The 20936-nt window shown below is 65.9% G+C and carries 20 protein-coding genes and 1 tRNA gene; 12 read left to right on the forward strand and 9 right to left on the reverse strand.

The window, feature by feature from the left end:
• The first annotated feature begins 15 nt into the window (after positions 1-15).
• Complete coding sequence (locus tag E3O48_RS02830; RefSeq protein ID WP_134537238.1) at positions 16-2382, forward strand: sensor histidine kinase; 2367 nt, start codon at positions 16-18, stop codon at positions 2380-2382.
• A 212-nt stretch (positions 2383-2594) separates the two neighbouring features.
• On the forward strand, positions 2595-2873 hold the full coding sequence (locus E3O48_RS02835; RefSeq protein ID WP_134537239.1) for a hypothetical protein: 279 nt from the start codon (positions 2595-2597) through the stop codon (positions 2871-2873).
• 202 nt (positions 2874-3075) lie between these two features.
• On the opposite strand, the gene E3O48_RS02840 is transcribed toward E3O48_RS02835, so the two are convergent.
• Complete coding sequence (locus tag E3O48_RS02840; RefSeq protein ID WP_134537240.1) at positions 3076-4917, reverse strand: DUF222 domain-containing protein; 1842 nt, start codon at positions 4915-4917, stop codon at positions 3076-3078.
• A gap of 152 nt (positions 4918-5069) precedes the next feature.
• Between E3O48_RS02840 and E3O48_RS02845 the strand changes: the two genes are divergently transcribed.
• Together E3O48_RS02845 and E3O48_RS02850 are read left to right on the forward strand one after the other, a co-directional pair.
• Complete coding sequence (locus tag E3O48_RS02845) at positions 5070-5507, forward strand: SseB family protein (protein WP_370248988.1); 438 nt, start codon at positions 5070-5072, stop codon at positions 5505-5507.
• Positions 5508-5688: 181 nt separating this feature from the next.
• Entirely contained in the window at positions 5689-7323 is a 1635-nt protein-coding gene (locus E3O48_RS02850) for a diguanylate cyclase (protein WP_241982377.1), read from the forward strand.
• A 21-nt stretch (positions 7324-7344) separates the two neighbouring features.
• Here E3O48_RS02850 and radA read toward each other — a convergent pair whose 3' ends face one another.
• Positions 7345-8712 carry a DNA repair protein RadA gene (radA, locus tag E3O48_RS02855; RefSeq protein ID WP_134537243.1) on the reverse strand — a complete coding sequence of 456 codons (1368 nt, stop codon included), beginning with the start codon at positions 8710-8712 and terminating at the stop codon, positions 7345-7347.
• A 34-nt stretch (positions 8713-8746) separates the two neighbouring features.
• Positions 8747-9529, reverse strand: coding sequence for an SGNH/GDSL hydrolase family protein (locus tag E3O48_RS02860; protein WP_241982374.1), 783 nt, complete (start codon positions 9527-9529; stop codon positions 8747-8749).
• Between the two features lie 135 nt (positions 9530-9664).
• Between E3O48_RS02860 and E3O48_RS02865 the strand changes: the two genes are divergently transcribed.
• A tRNA-Ser gene (locus E3O48_RS02865) sits at positions 9665-9754 on the forward strand.
• 244 nt (positions 9755-9998) lie between these two features.
• On the opposite strand, the gene E3O48_RS02870 is transcribed toward E3O48_RS02865, so the two are convergent.
• Entirely contained in the window at positions 9999-11240 is a 1242-nt protein-coding gene (locus tag E3O48_RS02870) for a hypothetical protein (protein ID WP_134537244.1), read from the reverse strand.
• An 83-nt stretch (positions 11241-11323) separates the two neighbouring features.
• Between E3O48_RS02870 and E3O48_RS02875 the strand changes: the two genes are divergently transcribed.
• The gene (locus E3O48_RS02875) at positions 11324-11542 is read left to right on the forward strand and encodes a hypothetical protein (RefSeq protein ID WP_134537245.1); all 219 of its coding nucleotides are present in this window, start codon (positions 11324-11326) and stop codon (positions 11540-11542) included.
• A 478-nt stretch (positions 11543-12020) separates the two neighbouring features.
• Here E3O48_RS02875 and E3O48_RS02880 read toward each other — a convergent pair whose 3' ends face one another.
• Positions 12021-12392 carry a potassium channel family protein gene (locus E3O48_RS02880; RefSeq protein WP_134537246.1) on the reverse strand — a complete coding sequence of 124 codons (372 nt, stop codon included), beginning with the start codon at positions 12390-12392 and terminating at the stop codon, positions 12021-12023.
• A 190-nt stretch (positions 12393-12582) separates the two neighbouring features.
• On the opposite strand from E3O48_RS02880, the gene E3O48_RS02885 reads away from it, so the two are divergent.
• Entirely contained in the window at positions 12583-13044 is a 462-nt protein-coding gene (locus tag E3O48_RS02885; RefSeq protein ID WP_166788593.1) for an SRPBCC domain-containing protein, read from the forward strand.
• Positions 13045-13399: 355 nt separating this feature from the next.
• Here the strand turns inward: E3O48_RS02885 and E3O48_RS02890 are convergent, their stop codons facing one another.
• Entirely contained in the window at positions 13400-14896 is a 1497-nt protein-coding gene (locus E3O48_RS02890; RefSeq protein ID WP_370248992.1) for an MFS transporter, read from the reverse strand.
• 98 nt (positions 14897-14994) lie between these two features.
• On the opposite strand from E3O48_RS02890, the gene E3O48_RS02895 reads away from it, so the two are divergent.
• Entirely contained in the window at positions 14995-15897 is a 903-nt protein-coding gene (locus E3O48_RS02895; protein ID WP_134537249.1) for a LysR family transcriptional regulator, read from the forward strand.
• 259 nt (positions 15898-16156) lie between these two features.
• On the opposite strand, the gene E3O48_RS02900 is transcribed toward E3O48_RS02895, so the two are convergent.
• Positions 16157-16570 (reverse strand): cupin domain-containing protein, encoded by a 414-nt coding sequence (locus tag E3O48_RS02900; RefSeq protein WP_134537250.1) that lies wholly within the window; start codon positions 16568-16570, stop codon positions 16157-16159.
• Positions 16571-16766: 196 nt separating this feature from the next.
• Here E3O48_RS02900 and E3O48_RS17755 point away from each other — a divergent pair, with 196 nt between their 5' ends.
• The 3 genes from E3O48_RS17755 to E3O48_RS02915 are packed head-to-tail and all read left to right on the forward strand — an operon-like array spanning position 16767 to position 18025.
• Positions 16767-17009 carry a hypothetical protein gene (locus tag E3O48_RS17755; RefSeq protein ID WP_174774740.1) on the forward strand — a complete coding sequence of 81 codons (243 nt, stop codon included), beginning with the start codon at positions 16767-16769 and terminating at the stop codon, positions 17007-17009.
• Between the two features lie 56 nt (positions 17010-17065).
• A complete protein-coding gene (locus E3O48_RS02910) occupies positions 17066-17680 on the forward strand; it encodes a flavodoxin family protein (RefSeq protein WP_134537251.1) in 615 nt (204 codons plus the stop codon).
• Positions 17681-17737: 57 nt separating this feature from the next.
• Entirely contained in the window at positions 17738-18025 is a 288-nt protein-coding gene (locus E3O48_RS02915; protein WP_134537252.1) for a hypothetical protein, read from the forward strand.
• A gap of 293 nt (positions 18026-18318) precedes the next feature.
• On the opposite strand, the gene E3O48_RS17860 is transcribed toward E3O48_RS02915, so the two are convergent.
• Both E3O48_RS17860 and E3O48_RS02920 read right to left on the reverse strand, forming a co-directional pair.
• The gene (locus tag E3O48_RS17860) at positions 18319-18678 is read right to left on the reverse strand and encodes a hypothetical protein (RefSeq protein WP_206751281.1); all 360 of its coding nucleotides are present in this window, start codon (positions 18676-18678) and stop codon (positions 18319-18321) included.
• Between the two features lie 286 nt (positions 18679-18964).
• A complete protein-coding gene (locus E3O48_RS02920; protein ID WP_166788594.1) occupies positions 18965-19441 on the reverse strand; it encodes a DUF4386 family protein in 477 nt (158 codons plus the stop codon).
• 356 nt (positions 19442-19797) lie between these two features.
• Here E3O48_RS02920 and E3O48_RS02925 point away from each other — a divergent pair, with 356 nt between their 5' ends.
• On the forward strand, positions 19798-20931 hold the full coding sequence (locus E3O48_RS02925; RefSeq protein WP_198413017.1) for an acyl-CoA dehydrogenase family protein: 1134 nt from the start codon (positions 19798-19800) through the stop codon (positions 20929-20931).
• The last annotated feature ends 5 nt before the right edge of the window (positions 20932-20936 follow it).

The following is a 20936-nucleotide window of genomic DNA, read 5'->3' on the forward strand; positions in this document are numbered from 1 at the left end:
TCCAGGCGGGCACGAGTGCCGAGGCCCGGCCGCGTCACCGGGCACACGGCCACCGAACGCCAGTTCCGCGTGCTCTGCACCGCGACCGGGCCCACCGGCTTCGTCTTCGGACTGCTCTGCCTCGACACTTTCCGGGCGCAGGCGTGGCCGCCGGCCCCGCGCGCCGCGCTGGCCGCGTGGCTGCTGGTCTTCGGCATCCCCGTGCTGCTCGGAATCTTCGCCACCTGGGCGCCGTTGCGCCTGCTTCGCGCACTCGCCCTGGCCGAGGGGGTCGTTTTCCTGGCGATCCTCGGCTTCTGGCTGGTCGTGCGGGCCGAACCGCTCCCGGCCGGTGCCGACATCCCCTGGGTCATCTCCCTCACCGGCATCCCGGCCGTCGCCGTCGCCGCGGCCACCCGGGACCGCATCGGCTGGGCCTACACCGTCCTCGTCTGCACGCTGAGTGGAATCCTCCGCTCCGCGACCTCGACCGACCCGCATCCGGTGCTCGTCGGCGTCGAGGATTCGCTCTACGCTCTGCTCGTGATCAGCGTGTTCGTCGGCCTGACCATCATGTCCAGGCGCGGTGCCGCCCGGGTCGACGACAGTGCGCGGATCACCCGCGCAGCCGTGGCCGGCCGGGCTGCCCGGGTCGCCCGCAAGCGGGAGCGGCTCACCATCGATGCCCTTGTTCACGACAGCGTCATCTCGACCCTGCTGATGGCCGGACGCGGCGGCATCCCCACGGAGAGGCTGTCCCGCCACGCGGCCTCGACCCTGGATCGCCTCGACGCCCTCCGGATGCCCCGGTCGAACCGGTCACAGCCCGGCTCCGAGGTTTCCGACCGCCTGGAACAGCTCGCGGCCGAGCTGGCTCCGGATGCGATCGTGCAGGCCGACCTGGACGAGAACCTGGCCGTGCCGGCCGTGGCGGTCACCGCCCTGCTCGGTGCCGTCGGGGAGGCCCTGCGCAACTCGGTCGCGGCGGCCGCCCTCGGCGCCCACCATCGGGTGGTGCGCACGGTCAGCGTGAGGGGGTACCACGGCGGCATCCGGGTGGTTGTGCTCGACGACGGGGTGGGCTTCGATCCAGCCCTCGTTCCCAGCGAACGGCTTGGGATCGCGCAGAGCATCATCGGCCGGATGGAACGACTGTCGGGCGGCGCGGCGCGGGTGCGGTCCCGCCCCGGCGCCGGCACCGAGGTAGAAGTGTCGTGGACGCCCGAACCGCGCCGGCCCGCCGCGATCGCCTCCGACGGCGCCGCGGCCGTTCAGCGCCCGGCATCAGGCGCCGGTCCCCTGGAGGCCGCCGAGCACCCCGAGCCCGCGCCGGCTGTGGCCATGACGACCCCGGATGCTCAGCCGGCGCCGCCGTTATCCGACGCCGCGACCATCGAGATCGAGGCCCCGCGCACCGTGGTGCGGCTGCCGCGCCCGTTGTCCCTCGGCATCCTGGCCATGTTCATCGGTGTGCACGCGCTGCTCGCCTTCGGTGACTACGAACCGCTCTTCGGGCTGCCCTGGGAAATCGCCGGCTTCGTCGCGGTGGCCGCGGCGGCCATCCTGATCGCCCGGGCGGCGGGGGTCGATCAGCTGTCCAGCACGGCGAGCATTGGCGTGCTGGTGCTCAGCGCCGCGGCGACAGCGCTCGTGTCCTACCCGATGACGGCCGTGCAGGACACGCCGTTCGGGCACTGGTACCTCGGGGCCGTCACCCTGCTTCTGGTCGTGCTCGCCGTGCGGGGCCGCGAAGGGTACGCCTGGACCGGGTACCTGATCATGTCCGCGATCACGATCGCCTGGGCGCTCAGCAACGGCCTCACTGTCGTCGACGGCGTGCTCCTCGTCGTGCGCCACGCCGGCACGCTGCTCGCCGGCACCCTCTTCGCCGTGGGGCTCAAGCGGTCCGCGCTCACCCTGGCTGTGCTCAACCGTGCGCGAGCCCTGAGCGCCGCCGCGGCCGCCACCGCAGTCGCGGCCATCGAAGAGCGCGAATCCCAGCTGGCGCAGGTGAATGTGCTCTGCCGGCCCACGCTCGAGCGTCTCGCGCGGTCCGACGACATCTGCCCGGAAATGCGGGCGGAGTGCCTGCTGGTGGAGGCCACCCTGCGCGACGCGATGCGTGCCCGCGCCCTGTTCGTGGAGCCGCTGGTCACCGCCACCCGGGCCGCGCGACTGCGCGGGGTCGAGGTGACGCTGCTCGACGACAGCGGTGACCACCCGCCTGTCGAAGCAGCCCGGGTCGCCGCGGCCGTCGCCGACCAGCTGGACTCCCTCTACTCCGGCCGCCTGACCGCCCGGGTGCTGCCCGCCGCCCGGGCCACCATCGCCTCGATCGTCATCGAATCCGAAGACAACCGGATGCTCGTGGTCACCCCCGACGGACTGCTCCGCGACGCCTAGCCCCTCCGCCTCCCCGCCCGCGGTGGTCGAGCCTGTCGAGACCGGGCCCGGTGATCGAGCGTGTCGAGACCGCGCCCGGCCCCGCTGCGACAAATGAGCCTCCAACTGGGGGATTCCCGCTTCTTATGCCGGTGAGATCGCATCCGTGCAGCGGCGAGCGTGCCGGGCGATCGCGCCCTTCGCCGGCTGCAAGGTGACCACTCCGGGCTGAAGTGCGCCGCGTTGACCGCGACGGCGGTCTTGAGTGTGGCGACTTTCGCCGGCTGCTCCGCGACGCCCTCGGAAACCGCACCACGAGCACCGCGCAGGTGACTCTCATCCTGACCACGCCGGCGGGTGCCACCTTGACCTGCACAGCCAACCCGAAGGCAGGCGTTGCCGGCGTGGCCGCCTTCGCCGGCTGCAAGATCAACACGGCAGGCACGTACACCCTCACCGCGACCTCGGGCATGATCACTGCTGCGACGAGCGGCTCCTTTCCCGTCAACTGACCGCACCCCGACCGGTGGTCGAGCCCGTCGTGACCCGGGAGCTTGCGGTGGTCGAGCGCGTCGTGACCCCTGAACTCGCGAAGTCGAGCCCCCGAGCCCCCGAGAACCCGCGGTCGTCGAGCCCGTCGAGACCCGGAGCCATGATTTCGGCGAGATCACCCGCCGGTGGCCGTGCCGCTCGGTGACCGGCTGAACCGGCCGGTCAATCCGTGTCACGGTCCCGGGTCGGCGTGCCCGGGTCGAGTTGGCGGTGGGTCTTGCTGGGGAGGGGGATGAGCGTTTGTGTCGGGTCGACGGACGCTGGTGGTTTGAGCCAGTATTTGTCGCCGTCGCGGATGATGACCCAGCCCGTGTTATGGAGCAGCAGGTGGTGGGGGTGGCAGAGGCAGACTCCGTCGGCGAGGTCGGTGTAGCCGTGTTGGAGGAGCCACTCTTTGAGGTGGTGGGCTTCGGTCCAGGCTGGTGGCCGGTCGCAGTCGGGCCAGATGCAGCCGCCGTCGCGGGCGCCCATGGCGGTGCGTTGGGCGGGGGTGAAGAGGCGTTGTTCTCTGCCGACATCGATGGGTTGGCCGGTGTCGGTGAAGAGGATTCCGAGGTAGCCGGTGTCGCAGAGTTGTCGTTGGACGGTGGCGAGGGAGATCGGAGCAGGACTGCCCTCGATGGACCCGTGCCCGGCCGCCAGGACCAGGGCCATCCCTGGCGGGCCCGGTTTACCGGGCTCGCCAGGTTCGCCGGGTTGGCCGGAGGGAGCAGCTGTGTCAGGTCTGACCGCCCGAATTGGCCGGGCATCTGATGTCTCCGGCGCTCCCGGCGCTCCCGGCGTTTCAGGTGCTCCGGTGGCGCCGGGTTCCCATGGTGTAACTGGTGTTGAGGGGGATGTGCCGGCCTGTCCGTCCGACGCGCCGCCGGCGCGGGTGCCGGTGCCGGCACCGGTGCCGGCACCGGTGTTAGTTCGGGTGGCGGTGGTGAGGTCTTTTTGGGTGACGATGATGCGCACGGCGGGGCGGCGGCCGCCGAGCATCTGGCCGGGGTCGACTTCGCCGGCGATCTTGAGTAGTTGCACGAACGAGTCCGCGGCGATCTGCGCGGTGCTGCGCGGGTCGTCCTGGACGGCCTTGGCCCAGGCTTTGCGCTTTGGGTCGACGAAGCGCACCCCGCCGCGCCTCGGGCTGGTGATCGAGTTGTAGGTGGAGAGCACGAACTCGCCATCTTCGGGGGCGAAGAGCCCGTGCAGGCGGACCTTGCCGTTGGCGAGGCGGTAAACCTTGAGGAACCGGTCGTCGTAGGCCTGCTTCTCCCTCGCGGCGATGCCGGCCTGGTCGAGGTCGTCGCGCATCCTTCGGGCGCGGGTGAAGCATTGGTCCGCGTTCAACTGACCGGCTTCGGCGAGCAGCCGGCTGAGGGCGGTGGCGAGTGTGTCGGCGGTGACGGCGGTATCGATATCGCCCAGGCCCTTCCGAATCGACTCGGCGGCGTCGACGGAGAGGGTCCCAGCGGTCACTGCGCGAGCGATCGGCCCCTGCCACGACACCGGGCTGCCCGGATCGGGCGGAACGCTCACAGGTCCGGCCCCGGAACCATCAGCGCGACCGTCGAGACCGCCCGAGTCGTCGCCCGCACCACCATCGACACCGGCCCCGCCAGCGCCAGCCCCGTCCACGCCGGTCCCGTCAGCGCCGGGCGACCCGAGGCCGTCTGCGGCCTGCCGGTCGGCGGCCTCGGCCCGGGCGAGCATCGTGCCGACGGCAACAAGCTTGAATGCTTCGTTCTTGCTTGAGCCGGTGACCTTCTGGATCATCGCCTCCGGGGAGAGGAACCCCTGCTGCGCGGCCAGGCCGGAATGGCCCAGCTCCGGGCGGGAGCGATCGGCGATGGTCGCAGCCATCCACGCGGCGTACATCTCAAGCAGGCGGCGGGCCTTGGCGATCTCCCGCTGACCGGTCAACACGACCGCGTCAGGAAGGGCTTCCAGGTCGGCGCTGGAGCAGCCCAGGCGGGCGACGGCATCCGCCGCCTGTCTGAGCTGCTCTGCCGGTGAGTCCATGCCACGAAGATACCAAAACACGAACACACATGTGAGGGTTTGTCACTACTTGTGGATAACTTATTCGAAGATTCATTCTCACGGCTCGCCGTTCGCTCGTGGCGTGCGCCGTGGTGGGGGGCCGGCCGCGTGCGACTGGTTGAATGGATGCCGTGACTGATCAGACTCCGACGACCCGATCCGATGCCCTCGCCGCCGCGCTTGCCGCGCAAGACGTGGTTGCCGTGGCCTACGCCCTCCGCAACGACGTCGTGATCGTGCCCCAGCTCGTCGTGAACGGCCAGGGCGAGCAGGTGCGTGTGTTCGGCCGCGAGGGCACCGACAAGCGGATGCTGCTGCTCTTCTCCTCCGCCGAGAACTACGCCCAGATGGTCCCTGACGAACCGAACCCGCAGGTGATGGTGGGCGACGCCCAGTGGCTGCGGGAGTTCCTCACCGTGCATCAGGGCGTGCTCGAGATGGTGTTCTTCGATATCGCGGGCCCGCACGTGATGCAGGCCGACCCGGCCGACCTGATGCGTGCCCTCGGTCCGCAGCCCGGTGAGAGCGCCGACCCGCCCCAGCAGTCCGCGGACAAGCCCGAGCAATAGCCGAACAGGGTCGATTCCTCGGCTGCGAGCGGTCCCCGTGCTGGGGGTCCGTACGCGACGTGATGACAGCCCTGTGACGCTAGGCTGAGCCTCGACGGTGTTCGGCCCTCTCAGTGAGTGGAGTCCGACGGACTCTTCACGGTCCGCTCTCCTGGCACCCGTCAGGGAGCAGGTCGCAGTGATGGGGACTGATCAGGATGCCGACGGCATCCGTTTGGCGAGCGTCGAGCGTCGGTTCTGGATCGACCGTGACGATGCTCTCCAGTTGGCAATGGACTGGCTCGCGGAATTCGGCGATGCCGAGTACGGCGCGACCGGCCGTCGACTTCAGGTCCTGATTGCCGCCGTCAGTATCCACCGGGCCGATCCGAGCCGAAGCGCCATCGACGTGCAGCAGATTCTCGCCTGGGCACAGCAGCACGGCGAGATCGCCCTGCAGTCCCGGTGCCACGACGTGCTCGGCTCGCTCTTCGAAATGGTCGGCGACCCCGCGGCCGCCCTCGAGCACGCCGTCGCTGCGAACGACCTTCTGTCTGAATCGGAGGCCCCGCTGATGCGGGCCGCCGCCCGCAAGTGCCTCGCCGACGCGCTCGGCTCGGCCGGGTCCCTCGACGAGGCTCGGCGGCGCTACGACGACGCCCTGCGGCTCGTGATCGATGACCCGGAGACGAACATCCGGTACATCATCCTCAACAATCTTGCCTTCACCGAGCACCTGGCCCACAACAACGACGAGGCCCTCGAGGCCGTCGAACGCCTGGTCGGGCTGTCGCAGCTCAGCGACCGTGAGATCGGGATGTCCGCTCGCGACACCATCGCGAGGGTGTACATGGCCGCCGGTCGGCTCGACGAGGCCGAGACCATGCTCCTCCCGGCGATGGACTCCGTGTTCAGCGACGCACACCCGGACAGCTCAGCCGCCGCCCTCGTCGCGCTGACCGAGCTGTACCGCGAGCAGGGCAGGCTGGGCAAGGCGCAGGCCGTGATCGACCGGTGCCGCGACCTCGCCCAGCGCAACGGACTGAACCGGCGCACCACCGAGGTGGCGCGCGAGCAGGCCGAAGTCCACGCCGCGAACGCGGACTACCGAGCCGCCTTCGAGGCGTTCCGCGACTTCCACGAGAAGTTCGAGGCGCTCGGTGCGAGCGAGAACGAGGCGCGGGGGCGCATCCTCGAGGCCATGTTCCAGACCGCCGAGTCCCGCCGCGAGAGCGAGCGCTACCGAGAGCTCGCCGAGCGCGACCCGCTCACCGGGTTGCACAACCGGCGGTTCGTCGACGAGCACCTCGGCTCGGCCCTGATGCGGTTGCGGGAGGGTGGTCTTCCACTCGCCATCGCCATGATCGACCTCGACCACTTCAAGCGCATCAACGACACGCTCTCCCACGAGGTCGGCGACGAGGTTCTCCGCGCGCTCGGCCGAATCCTCATCGACGCGGCGAAGGCCGTGCCGGACGCCATCGCCGCGCGCCTCGGCGGCGAGGAGTTCCTGCTGATCCTCCCTGAGACGGATGCCGACACCGCCCACACATACTTCGAGGGCCTGTGTCGCACGATCGCCGACTACGACTGGGCGCCGATCACCCACACCCTGCCCGTCACGGCGAGCATCGGCGTCGCCCTGGCCCCCGACGACGGCAGTCAGAGCTCCGACCTCCTAAGGGCGGCCGATGTGCGCCTGTATGTCGCCAAGCGCGATGGCCGCAACCGGGTCGTTCATTCGGCGATCATCGCCCGGTCGGTCACTGAATCCGTTGAGGCGCACCTTGTCCCGGCCGGCTCGGGCGCTGCCGACTCGATGGAGATCGTCGCCTAGGTCGCCAGCGGCCGAGTCCACCTAGAAGACCGCGTCGAGCTCTGCCTCCCTGGCCGAGAAGCCGGTCTTGATCGCCAGGGCGACCGCGGCGCCGATCGACCCGGTGGCCGACGCGTCGATGCGGGTGGAGAACCCGAGGCGAGCCGCCTCCGCCGCCCGCAGCTTGGCCGCCGACACCGGCCGCACCTCGCCGGCCAGGCTGATCTCGCCGAACGCGACCGCGTTCTGGGCGATCGGCAGGTCCTTGCACGCGGAGGCGATGGCGAGGGCGATGGCGAGATCGGCGGCGGGCTCCGTGAGACGGATGCCGCCCACCGTCGACACATAGACATCCATGCCGCCCAGCCCCTCGAGCCCTGCCCTCCGCTCGAGCACCGCGAGGAGCATTGCCACCCGGGACGAGTCAACCCCGTTGGTGACCCGGCGGGGGTTCGGCGCCTGGGACTTGATCACGAGAGCCTGCACCTCCACCGGCATCGCCCTCCGGCCCTCGAGCGCCACCGTGACGCAGGTGCCGGACACGGCCACGGCGCCGCGGCTGAGAAACAGCCCGCTCGGGTCGGGCACCTCGGCGATGCCGTCGCCGGTCATCTCGAAGCAGCCGACCTCATCGGTCGAGCCGAACCGGTTCTTGAGCGCGCGCACGAACCTCAGCGCGGTCTGCCGGTCGCCCTCGAACTGGCAGACCACGTCGACCAGGTGCTCGAGCAGCCTCGGCCCGGCGATGGAACCGTCCTTGGTCACGTGCCCGACGAGGAGGATGGGCAGGTTGCGGTCTTTGGCCACCCGGATCAGGGTCGAGGCCACCTCCCGCACCTGGCTCGGCTGCCCGGCGAGACCGTCTGAATTCGAGCTGGCCACCGTCTGCACCGAGTCCACGATGACCAGATTGGGTTTCACCGCGTCGATCTGGCCGAGGATGGTGGCCAGGTCGGTCTCCGCCGCGATGAACAGCTCGGGCTGGAGTGCTCCGGTGCGCTCGGCCCGCAGCCGCACCTGGCTGACCGATTCCTCGGCGCTCACGTAGAGCACCCGTGACTTCGCCGCCGCGGCCTTCGACGCGACCTCCAGGAGCAGGGTCGACTTGCCCACGCCCGGCTCGCCGCTGAGCAGGATGACCGAGCCGGGCACGATGCCGCCGCCGAGCACCCGGTCGAACTCGGCGATGCCGGTCGGCCAGTGCGAGACGGCGGTGGTGTCGACGTGGGTGATCGGCCGGGCGATTCCGGTGTCGCTGATCGCGGCAGGCTTGAGCGACCGCGCCGCCCTGGCCTTCTCCGTGGTGTCGACCACGGTGCCCCATTCGTGGCATTCGGCGCAGCGGCCGGCCCATTTGAGGGTGGTCCAGCCACAGTCCGTGCAGCGGAAGGAGGAAACGGGTCTGGCCATGCCAGCGAGCCTAGCCTCGGCCACCGACCCTTGATTACTGCGGGGCCAGCTCCCGGGGAACCAGCCGGGCAGCCTGGGCGCCGACCGCAGGCAGGAACGCCTCGGCCCACATCCGGTAGCCCCGGTCGTTCGGGTGGAACAGGTCGCTCGCCACGTGGGTGGCGATGCTGCGCAGGCCCTGCCGTTTGGTCGTGGCGTGCAGCGGCACGACGGTCAGGTCGTGCTCTGCGGCGACGGTGCGCAGGATCTGGTTGGCCACCGCGACCTTGCGTTCGTTCCGCGGCAGGTGGAAGCAGGGCAGGTCGGCCACCAGGGTGTGCGCGGGCAGCACGGCGAACAGTTCGCGGATCCCGGCCTCGAACGTGGCAGGGTCCCAGAGCGCGATGTCGTTCGCCCCGATCGCCACGGTCACGATGTCGGGGGAGAGCTTGACGAACCGGGGCAGCTGGTCGCGCACGGCCAGCTCAACGGTCGCGCCCGACACGCTGAGATTGACCACGCGCACCGTGCGGCCGGTGGCCAGCCGGATGTGGTCGGCCAGCAACCCGACGTAGCTGCGGTGTGGCTCGCTCGCGCCGATGCCCTGCGCCGCGCTGTCGCCGATTGCCACGTAGAGCAGCTCGCCCTTCACCTTCGCATGGGTGCGCCACCAGAGCGAGTGCACCGGCAGGGTCTCGTTCAGCTCCGCGGCGTTCTCGGCCAGCCGGCCCTTGAAATTGCGGAAGTTCACCAGCGCGGCGGCACCGATCCCGGCCGCGGTCGCGACGGTGCCGGCAGCGACGATGAGGGCCCGAATGTTCTGATTGGCGTTTGTCACCCGCCGAGATTACCGCGGTCCACTGGGTGTTCGCTGCCGCATCGGCCCACGCCCAGTCCCTACGCCGCGTGGCGAGCGGATGCTGCAGCGCCGACCGATTCGCATCCCGCCTCGGTCTCAACTACAATCTCCCTCGGTACCGTGTCCGAGCGGCCGAAGGTGCAACTCTCGAAAAGTTGTGTGGGGGAGACTCCACCGTGGGTTCAAATCCCACCGGTACCGCCACGGGGTTGTTCTTAGAACTGGTTGATTCTGTTCCTAGAACTCGTCCCAAAACGAATGGCCTCCGAGATTTCGGAGGCCATTTGTCGTTTCCGGCGTGCGTAGCGCGTGGTTTTCCGCTCCTGCGGGCTGGTGGGCGCGGATTAAATGACAATGCACGGCCAGGGATGCCCGAGCGGCCGCTTTTGGGCGCTGCGAATTGTCCTGGTCGTGCGGTGGAGTGATGAGTGGCGGCGTCGGTGTGCGGTTAGGTTCGGAGCGGCGGGTCGAGTTCCGCGCCGGCCGGGGCGCCGGGGAGCACCTTGAGTGGCCACTTCGCTTTGTAGTTGGATAGGCCTTCGCGGTCACGGCGGCGCGTCTTTCGCAGGGGCCCTAGGTTCTGACCGGTCGTGGTGCTCTTGGACGTTTGGGTTTCGCGGTCAGTGAGGAAGGTAACGATCTTCCTGATGTTGGCGGACACGAGCAGCATGGTCGCCATGATCTGGTGTGCGGCGAATCCGCGGATTCGGCGGCGTGCTGGAGTGTCGGCCGCTTCGTGTCCGACGTCTTTCACATAGGCGTGGTAGCTCTCGTCGGTGTTGCGGCCGATGCGGTACGCGTCGCTCCATTCCTTCGACTGGTAACGGAAGAGCTGAGCGTCGCGGATGCCGTCTTCGGGCCCAAAGTCCACCGAGCTCTGCGTGCAGATTGAGTCGGGGGCCTCTGGAACATTGCCCGTAAGTACGGCGGTGCGGATCTTATTGGTTGCGTTGCGGTGGAGTTCGCGCAGGGGGCATTCCAAGGTTGCGTTCGGACCGACGGCGGGGCACATCATCGGTGTGTGCCCCCGTGCGTCGGGCTTCTCCTTGGGGCGAAGCTCGAAGGCCGTCCGTTCTTCGAGCCGTTTCCGGTAGGTGTCCTCGTCAATCGTGTGGGCTTCTGCATCGACCGAGGCGTTGAGGAGATCCTTTGGGGTCCCAGCGCAGTAGTGGCGGCCTTCGACCTGTTTGGCACCGGCTTTGCCTCCCTTGATTCCCAACCCGGTCTTCTTGTAGTCGGTGATGACAGCCCACCCCATTTCCTTCACTGGGATGTGCAGGACTTCGGGTGTGAGGGTCGCGAAGTAGAGGCGGTCGGCGACGACCGTTCCGGGAGTGTGGCCACGGTCAGCAATGGACTGGAGGACCCGCACGGTTTCACTGGCGACGTGCTGAGTGCCCGGCAGACTCATTGAGAACCCGAGGGCGATGTTGGGGAATTCAGCATGGTCGACGGGGCGATTCGGTACCAGAACGGCGATGCTGCCAGCCCGACCCCACACGAAGTCCTTGTCTGGTTTGCTTTCCGGACCTGACTCCTCGCGCCTTTCCGCGTTAATCGGGTACCAGCCGGAGTCGTGTTCGAGGACGAGCTTGTCCGAGTAGTTCTTGCCGGTTTTTGGGTTGACCCTCAGCTCCAGGCCGGTCTTCTTGTCGACAGGGGAGCGCCCCCGCGGGCTGGCTGCGACCATGGGAGTCTGGTCAATTCCGACAGTGGTGTGCTGATTGATCTTCCTCCGAACCTCGCGTGGTAGGAGCCGAAACGTCATTAGGTATGGCATTCGCTCTTGCTCGCGAGAGAACGATATTTCTTCAGAGCGCGAAAACACGCGATATCTCGGACATTGCAGGTTTCAACTGGGTCAAACTCAACGGAGTTTGGGACAGCCGTAACGATCTAAAAAACCGGCTCGAGAAGGCGGGCGCTGACGTCCGGAAAGGCAATTTTGACCTGATGGACTCTCTTGCTGGTCCGTTCTCTGTGGTGCCGTAGTAGTAGTCCTATCCAAAGGAACCGTACTGGGCAAGATCGCGGGCCGGCTCGGGGTCGGCGCCGCATCTTGCGCGTGGATGGATTCGAGCACCCTTCCCGTCGATCACCTCCGCTGTTGAGCGTTCGATCCAAGGCACTCGAGGTGGGTCCACCCTGTGGACGAATGAGGGATCACAGGCGCATCCCATGCCGCCATCCTCTCGCTCTGCTTGGTGCCAGACGCCCAGAGGATTATTTGGCAGAGCGCAGAGGATGTGCGCGAAAGTACCGAAAAACTGCCCAGTGATTCAGCGGCCTGTGGGTTATAGGAACAACCCGTCACAGTCAAACCCCCTGCATCCCTTTGTTTGATTGGGAAGCAGGGGGTTTCTTGCTTGCAGCAGGTCCCGCCCGGCGTTCCGGCCTCTCCCGAGGCAGAGGGTGGGGTCGGACCAGGTGATCTGCGGGCAATGCCAGCCAGCAATCAGATCAGTTGGGACTATCGGCGCCCGGCCGTTACATCGTCTGAATCCTCACCAGCTCGTGAGCGGTCTAATGCTTCGTGGAGCTGAGCGATCTGGCGCGAGAGCGCTTTGATCTCTCCGCGCGTGGCTGACTGGGGATCCTCGTCCTGTTTCGCAACGCGCTCGACGATCCAGGATGCGAGGGTGGCGGTGACCACGCCCAGTAGTGCGATGCCCCCGAGCATCAGGCCGACGGCAATCAATCTGCCAATGTCGGTGACAGGTGAGAAGTCGCCGTATCCGACGGTGCTGATGGTGACGAACGCCCACCAGATGGCGTCGGGGAAGGTGACGATGGTCGCGCCCGGAGTTGACCTTTCGCTGTCCAGCACCGCCAGCGCATCCATGCGCTCCAGTCTTCGGAGATCCCCACGGACCGACCTCTGATGCGTTGCCACTCGGGTTCACGGAGTTCTCCCGCCCGTGAGCAGGTACGCAATCATGGGTACGCTCGATGCGGTGCGTTTGCAGAACTAGTTGACGTGCCGCTCGGCGGCAATGTCCCGTCGCGCTCGGCTCGAACGTGAAGGAAACACCGTGTCTGATCAGGCAAGAATCAAGGGCCACACCGTGACCCGCACCGTGCACATCGAGGCCTCGCGCGCCCGAGTCTGGAAGGCACTGACCGACCCCGAGGTGATGGTCCAATGGTTCGGAGACGGTGTGGTGTTCGCCGCGCTCGAGCCCGGTGCTACTGGCAGCATCGACTGGGATGATTACGGCAGCTTCCCGATCGAAATCACCGAGGTGGTGCCCGACGGCTCGTTCGGCTTCCGTTGGTCGGGAATCCCGGCCGAAGAGCTCGACGAGTACTCGACGCACGTGCGCTTCACCATCGCCGATGCTGGTACCGGGACGGATGTCACGGTAATCGAATCGGGCTTCGACACACTCCCCGGCGGCACCCTCTACCGTCGCGAACGTCTTGAGCAGAACCGAGAGGGCTGGGACGTCGAACTCGACGAGCTCGCGATCCTACTCGAGGGTGTCACCCAGTAGTTCACGATTACGGGGGAGCCGCTCGACGAGTTGGCCACGTTGCTCGGCCGGTAGAGGATTATTTGGCGGAGCGCAGAGGATGTGCCAGAAAGCGCCGAAAATCTGCCCCGTCATTTGTAAGCCCCCTGCATCCCTTTGTTTCACTGGGAAGCAGGGGGCTCTCCTATTCCTTCGCGGGGGTCCCTGACAACGGTTTGACAACACTCGAAAGAGTTTTAGCGTGATCGAGCGCGACGGCGACGTCGCCATCGAATCGTCCTAAGGATGCACAGAGTGCGCGGCCAGCATCCCCTTTCTCAGAGGCTGGCCGCGCAGAGTCAGCGACGAACGCCGAGGCTTGGTGTAGCGCGCTCACTCAGGGCGTGTTCAGCTGGTCCCGGACTGCGGTCGACCGGCTGCTTCCGATAGCGACGCCAAGCGCGACCGTGACGAGCGTTGCCGCGAGCGCGAACGCCCACCGGGTGCCGGTGGCGACGTCATCGGGCAGTGCGGTGGTGATGTCGGTCGCCCCTGAGGCGAAGGCGAAGACAGCGCCCATCACTGACGCGCCGGTGAGAAGCCCCAAATTGCGCGATAGGTTGAGCATTCCGGAGATCACGCCGCGCTGGTCGGCGCGGATGCCTGTCATCACCGTGGTGTTGTTGGCCGTCTGAAACAGCGCGTAGCTGGCGGTGATGACCACAAGCGAGATGACATATCCCGCGACACCGAACGAGATCGGCACCAAAGACATCGAAATCGACCCGATGACCATGCCGATCAGTCCGAAGACGACCACGCGCTGGGTTCCCAGACGATCTACCAGGCGCCCGGCCGGCACGCCGGTTAGCGCGGCGACGACTGGACCGGCCGACATCACGAGTCCGATCAGGGCTGGCTGGATCCCGAGGGCACGTGAGAGATGGAACGGACCAACCACCAGCGTCGTCATCATGACCGTCGAGACGAGAGCGCTCATCCCAAGGCCGGCGCTGAGCACGGGGTCACGGAAATTCTTCAATCGAATCAACGGTGACGTCACCCGTTTCTCGGCGAGCACGAACAGGCCCAATCCGACCGCGGCAGCCAGGAGCAGAGCCACGCTCAGAGGTCCGAATACGCCACGCTCGAGGGTCACCGCGAGCGAATAGGCCCCGAGCGTCAGGGCGAGCAGTGACGTTCCCACATAGTCGAAGCCGAGTCGACCGGCCTTCCGCGTTGGGCCGTCGGCAGGCAGGTATCGTCGCGCGAGGACAAACGTCAAGAGGCCCAGCGGTGCAGTGACGAGGAAGATCGCCCTCCAACCGAAGCCTGCGATCAGGAGGCCCCCGAGCGACGGCCCGAGGGCAGTGCCGATCGCGGACATCGTCCCGAGCAAACCCATGGCCCGTCCGATCCGTGGCTTTGGCACCGTCTCGGCAACGAACGCCATGCTGAGTGCCATCATGCTGGCTGCGCCGATGCCCTGGGCCGCGCGGGCCGCGATCAAAAGCCAGAGGGTTGGCGCAACGCCGGAGAGGAACGTGGCCGTCGTGAAGATAGCGATTCCGACCAGCAGTAAGCGCCGGCGTCCGGCGATGTCACCGAGGCGCCCGACGCCAACAATCAGGGACGAGATAGCGAGAAGGTAGGCAAGGACAATCCACTGGACTTGCTGGAAGGAGGCAGAGAACCCCTCCGCCATGCTCGGCAGGCCGACGTTGACGATGCTCGTGCTCAGCGCGGGGAGCAACATGGACAGCGAGAGAGTGAGGAGCGCCCACCGGAACCCACTCGCTCCGCCCGTTGTTCCGGCCAGTGATTGGTCTCGGTTGACGTTCGTTGTTCCCATGCGTGAACCTTTGCTTCCCTGCGGCCTCTGAACGGACTTCATCAGAGTAGAGCCGCCAACAACATGGCGGAAGGCGCAACGTAGTCACATGATCAGTGCGTCAGACGCCATAGTCTGACGCCTCGTGGGACACTTGTCCTATGGCAAGACCTGACTTGAATCTCCTGGTTACCCTGGACGTGCTGTTGCAGGAGGGCAACGTCACTCGGGCGGCCGAACGACTAAGGCTCAGCCCCTCCGCGATGAGCAGGGCGCTTGCCCGGTTGCGTAAGACAACGGGCGATCCTCTGTTGGTCAGGGCCGGACGCGGTCTCGTGCGCACGCCTCACGCGCTCGAGCTCGTCGAGCGCGTCGGTCAGATTGTGCAAGATGCTGAGGCGTTACTTCGCCCGGCCGAGACCGTCGACCTCGGTGTGGTGTCCAGGACGTTCACCCTGCGGACCAGCGATGGATTCGTCGAGAGCTTTGGACCCGATCTCATCAGCCGCGTCATCGAGAAGGCCCCAGGCGTGCGGCTGCGCTTCATGCAGAAGACCAACAATGACGCCGCGTCCCTGCGAGATGGCACCGTGGACCTCGAAATCGGCGTGGCAGACGAGACCATTCGGGAGATCCGCGCTGAGTCGGTGTTCAAGGACCGTTTTGTGGGCGTAGTCCGGATGGGGCACCCCTTGACGCGGACCAAGATCACTCCCAAGCGATATGCGTCCGGTGGTCACATCCGCGTGTCACGGCGCGGTCTCGAAAGAGGGGCCGTAGACGAGGCGCTCAGGCCATATGGGCTGGAAAGGGAGATCACGGTCGTCGTCGGCGGCTTCGCGGCCGCACTGGCTCTGGCCCGGGCATCAGATCTGATCGCTACCGTCCCTGAACGACAGACCAGGAACCTGCGTACCGACCTGTGGATGTTCCCCCTCCCGATACCCACGCCAGAAATCACCGTCTCGATGCTCTGGCACCCGAGGCTGGATGTCGACCCAGCCCATCGATGGCTACGCACTTGCGTGAGGCGCGTGTCCGCGGAGATCGACGCCGCGGTCTGAGCCCGACCACCCAGGCCCGACGGCACAAGTCGCCACTGTGGAAATGGCTCGTGGTGCGCGACAGTCCGTTTTCTCTGCGAAGAACGAGGCCCGGAACACGGAGCTGCTTCTCGGTCATCGGAGACACGGACTCGACATCAAGAAGTTGTGAAGGCGCACCACAGCGCCAGCGTCAGCGCATCGGCCAGGAGTTCAGTCAAGCAACGGGGGTTTCCTGAGGCACCCCGGATTTCGAGGTTCCTGTCGTGCGTCTGCTACGTCACGTGGTCTTGGACCGAGCTCGAACGTGGATGCGCTCGCCCTGTTTCACGAACATGCTCAAGAGTTCTACTGGTCCCCGACCCGCGGACCCGAACCAGTGCGGATTCCGGGTGTTAAATTCCGCGGCCTCACCAGTTCCCATCACGATGTCATGCTCTCCCAGGATCAGCCGAACCTGACCCGACAAGACGAATATCCACTCGTAGCCGACGTGGGTTCGTGGTGTGGGTTCGCGATCCGTGGCAGCGATCGAGAGCTTGAACGTCTGCGGCTCTTCAGAATGCTGCGACAGCGGGGTGAAGGTTCGACCATCGGACCGTGTCGCAGTACGAAGAACGCGAGGGTCTTCGACCTGAGGCGACGTCACAATCTCCTCGAAAGGCACAGCTCGTCCCTGTTTCAGCAAATTCATTCCCAATCTCACCGTCAGGCGTGGCACTCTCTCTTCAGGAGGTAGACACGATGACAAGGTTCCTGAAGACACAACACGACGCAATGATCATCGGCGCCGGAGCTGCTGGCTTGGGCGCCGGGTTAGTGCTGGGGAGAGCCCGTGCGGATGTGCTGCTGATTGATGCGGCCAGCCGCGCAACGCGCCGGCCGCACATATGCACGGCTTCGTCTCCCGCGACGGCATGCCGCCGACGGAGTTTCTGGCCGCGGGCCGCCAAGAGGTCGCCGTCTATGGCGGCTCAATCGAGGCCTCGACGGTGACAGCGATCGGTCGTCGCAAAGACGGCGGACTTGACGTGACCCTTGCCGGTGGCGCCGGCAGTGCAAGTGCCATCGGCATCAACGGCTGGCTGCTACAGAAGGACCTCGACGCTGCGTCCGCAGGGACGAACACGTAGACGACCTTGCCCAATCCAACACCAGCATCAATACCAAAAAGAACAGGAACAACACCATGTCAATTTTCCAGTCGAAGAAGCAGATGGCGGTCGTCTACCACAGCGGCCATGGACATACCGAGTTCTTCGCGCAGCGCGTCGTCGAAGGAGCTCGAAATGTCGCAGGGGTAGAGGTCACGCTTTTGAAGGCGGATGACCTTGTCACCTCGCCCATCGAACTATCCACTTTCGATGGTCTTATCTGGGGTTCTCCTACCTACTTCGGCGGAGTCTCCGGGCCCTTCAAATCGTTCATGGACTCTACTTCGCCGATCTTTCGTGAACAAGAGCTAAGAGGCAAGCTCGCGGCCGGATTCACAGTGTCGTCGTTGCCCTCCGGAGACAAACAATCCACCCTTCTCTCGATGGTTGTCTTTTCGATGCAGCACGGGATGCTCTGGGTTGGCAACCCGCTCATCCCGAAGAGCGGCATCGATGCCGTCGCGAACCAGGGAGCCGACAGGCTTGGATCGTGGACGGGGGCGATGGCTCAGATAGACCATCGGGCCCCCGCCGATTCGTTCACTCAGGGAGATATTGAAACAGCAACGTCGTTTGGCGAGCATTTCGCAAGGACATTGAATGACATCACGTCGACTAGGAATGGGCATTCTTTGAAGGCCGCAGCCTGACCGGAGGGCGTTCTGCCTCAGGACATGCTGGCTCACAGCTACTCCTGGTTTGACGCCGTGGCCACCCAGACCCTGGGGGTGGCCCAACGTCGTGACACCAGCGCCCAGGTCATCAACAATGCGCCAGCAGGCTCCCCGTCCGTCTACGTCCGGGCAGTGATCACCTGGATTGCAATCTTCCCTCTCGTCACTTTAGGGTTCTTCGTCATCGCACCGTTTGCGTCCGACTGGAATCCAGTTCTCCGCGCCTTCGTCCTATCCATTGTTGTCGTACCAGTCGCCGTCTACCTCGTCGTGCCGCAGTTGATGCGCGCCAACAAGTCCCTTGGTGGCGCGCGTCGATAACTGCCCCAGGTTCAGGCGGACTCCCCGAATGTAGGTTGCAGAGGCCCAGGGGTTGAAGTGCTAACTCCGTCTCAACAAGCGTTGCCCAACAAGTGATCATTTCGTTCGATCGCACGCCACAAGATCCGTGGCGGCATCCCGCGTCTGTCGGGCTGCAAGACGCCCGAAGGATTATTCGGCCGAGCAGCAGGGGTTTTTTCTTGCTCAGGCGCGGGCAGTGGTAACACAGCGGTAACAGAAGTTGGTGCTCCGGCTGGCTGCCATGCTTCCGTGGTGCTGCTGGAAGTCCTGCGCTACTTGCCCGCGAAGGAGGCTGAGTCCGTTGGCCACAAGTCTCCGCCCATTTTCGCTTGGGCTTTGATGAGGTCCTCAGGATGTTCGCTACCGACAACCCACATGGCCCCGACGAGGAAGAGACCAGGCTCGATACTCTCGCTGTTGAGTTTGAGTAGAGCGTCGACGTCTGCCTGAGCGGCAAAAGTATTGATGCCATTCTCGGTGTCAGTGCAACGTCCGGATGCGATTGTTCCGAGCATGACGTTGTCTGTGACAACCCAGTCACAAGGCAATCCTGATGCAACGTATTCCTCGTGCAGTCGCTCCAGGGACACCCTAGTCGGCGGGGCCGACCTGGGCACCGTGGTGGTCGGCATAGCCGACGTTGACCGAGGCTCCGATTGGGTGCCAATCGGAGCTCCGCCCACGGCACCTGCGCATCCGGTGAAACCCAGCGCCGTGGCTACTGCCAGGATCATGGTTGCAAGTGAAGCGATGCTTTTCATTATTTACTCCCCCCACTCCAAACGTAGGTGCGGTCACAACTTTTCCACCTGTGTCGACCGATCGTGTCCCCGGCCGGGCCTCACTTCGGTGGCCATCCATTTCACCGCGTGAGTGTCCCACGCGGCGTTCGACGTGCGGTCGATCGTCCAGGGGTGGTCATGCGCGAGCCGTGACCGTGATGGCCGCGGTCGAGCCTAAGCCGCGCGCGATGAGCCAGATGGCGAAGAAGATCTCGAACAGGCCACCGGGAACGGTGGAGACGAGGCCGGCGCCGGCGACTCCGGCGAGCTCGAGAAAGCAGCCGGCCGCGAACGACGCGTAACCGACGAATCCCCAGACCGCGAGAAACCGCGGCACGAGGCTAGAGCGGTAGAGCGCGACGCAGAAGAACAGGCTTCCGATACCGAGTCCGGCCATCGCGATGTTGTACGCGAGGAAGTTGGCGCCGGAGACTCCGACGAGCAGGGCGATCGCGCCGACGGCCACCGAGTTGAGCAGCATCATCGCTACGCCCGTGGTGAGGAGTGCGCCGGGGGAGGCGGTCGTCGCGAGGGAGCTGCCGATGCCATAGAAGAGGAAAGCGGCGAGCATGAGCGTGCCGATCCTGCGGGCGATTCTGCGTGCGTTGATCATGGTGTGTCCTGTCTCGAATTGGGAGGTGACCATACGGTGTAAGGGTGAATAGCTAGACGGTACCATACGATGTAAGGTGATGACGAGAAAGATTTCGGCGGACGATGTCGCTCTACAACCACGTCCGGAACACAGACGACATTCTCGACGGGATGCTCAACGTCGTGTACTCCGAGTTCTCGACCCCACACGCCGGAGAGCTGGGGCGTCGGGCCAGTCAGCGGTGCGCCTGTCGACCGGTGTCAGACACCTGTAAGGAATTCCTTGCCGCCCTGACACTCCTGTGGGGGATACTGGGGTGGTCGGTCCCGCGACAGCGGTGTCGAGAAACTTGAGCAACTATGCCAGGAGACCGGATGACCATGACGCAGTCGACCCTCGAAGAAGCTGTAGCGCAGGTAACGGCGGTAGCGGCCGCTCACGCCCAACAGGTCGATTCCGATGGCCTCTACCCCGTTGATTCAGTCGCGGCCCTCCGGTCGAGCGGGCTGCTCGGCCTGGTGATCAGCGAGGACGGTGGCGGCATGGGGGCCGGGCCGGTCGAGTTCACGGAGGTGCTGAGCGCAATCGCGGCGGCGTGCGGCTCTACCGCGATGATCTACCTGATGCATGTCGCGGCCGCGGTTACCGTGGCATCCGCCCCGCCGGCCGCGATGCCGGATCTCCTTTCCCGGATGGCTTCCGGCGAGGTGCTCGGCACCCTCGCGTTCAGTGAGAAGGGGTCGCGATCGCACTTTTGGGCTCCTGTGTCGGAGTCGGTAGCGGACGGGAACGACGTTCGCTTCACGGCCTACAAAAGCTGGGTGACCTCGGCCGGCTATGCCGACGTGTACGTGATGTCGTCGAAGAGTGCGGTCGACCCGGAGACGGTGGACCTGTACGCGATCCCGGCGGGGATCGAGGGCCTGGACATCGCCGGTCCGTGGAGCGGGCTGGGGCTGCGCGGCAATGCGTCGAGCCCGATGGCAGTAGCGGTCACCATTCCGTCCAGTTATCGTATCGGGGAGCCGGGCAGCGGGTTCGGCACAATGATGGCCACCGTGCTGCCGTGGTTCAACCTGGGCAATTCGGCGGTGTCGCTCGGGCTCTCCACCGCAGCCGTTGATGCGGCTGTCGCGCACGTGACCGGTGCCCGGCTGGAGCACCTCGACCAGGCGCTGTCTGCTTTACCGACGATCCGGGCACAGATCGCGAAGATGAGCATCGCATTGACGGCGCAGAAGTCGTATCTTGCACAGGCGGCCGCCAAAGTGGCGAGCCCGGCCGAGGACACTCCGCTCTTCGTGCTCGGAGTGAAGGCCTCCACGAACGATGCCGCGCTGACGATCACCGAATCGGCGATGCGGGTGTGCGGCGGAGCGGCGTTCTCAAAACACCTAGCTATCGAGCGGGCGTTCCGGGATGCGCGCGCGGGGTCGGTCATGGCGCCGACCGCCGACGTGCTTTACGACTTCTACGGGAAGGCTGTCACCGGCCTTCCGCTGTTCTGAGCTCC

Origin of the sequence: Cryobacterium sp. HLT2-28, from assembly GCF_004402495.1 — a bacterium.
Lineage (GTDB): Bacteria > Actinomycetota > Actinomycetes > Actinomycetales > Microbacteriaceae > Cryobacterium > Cryobacterium mannosilyticum.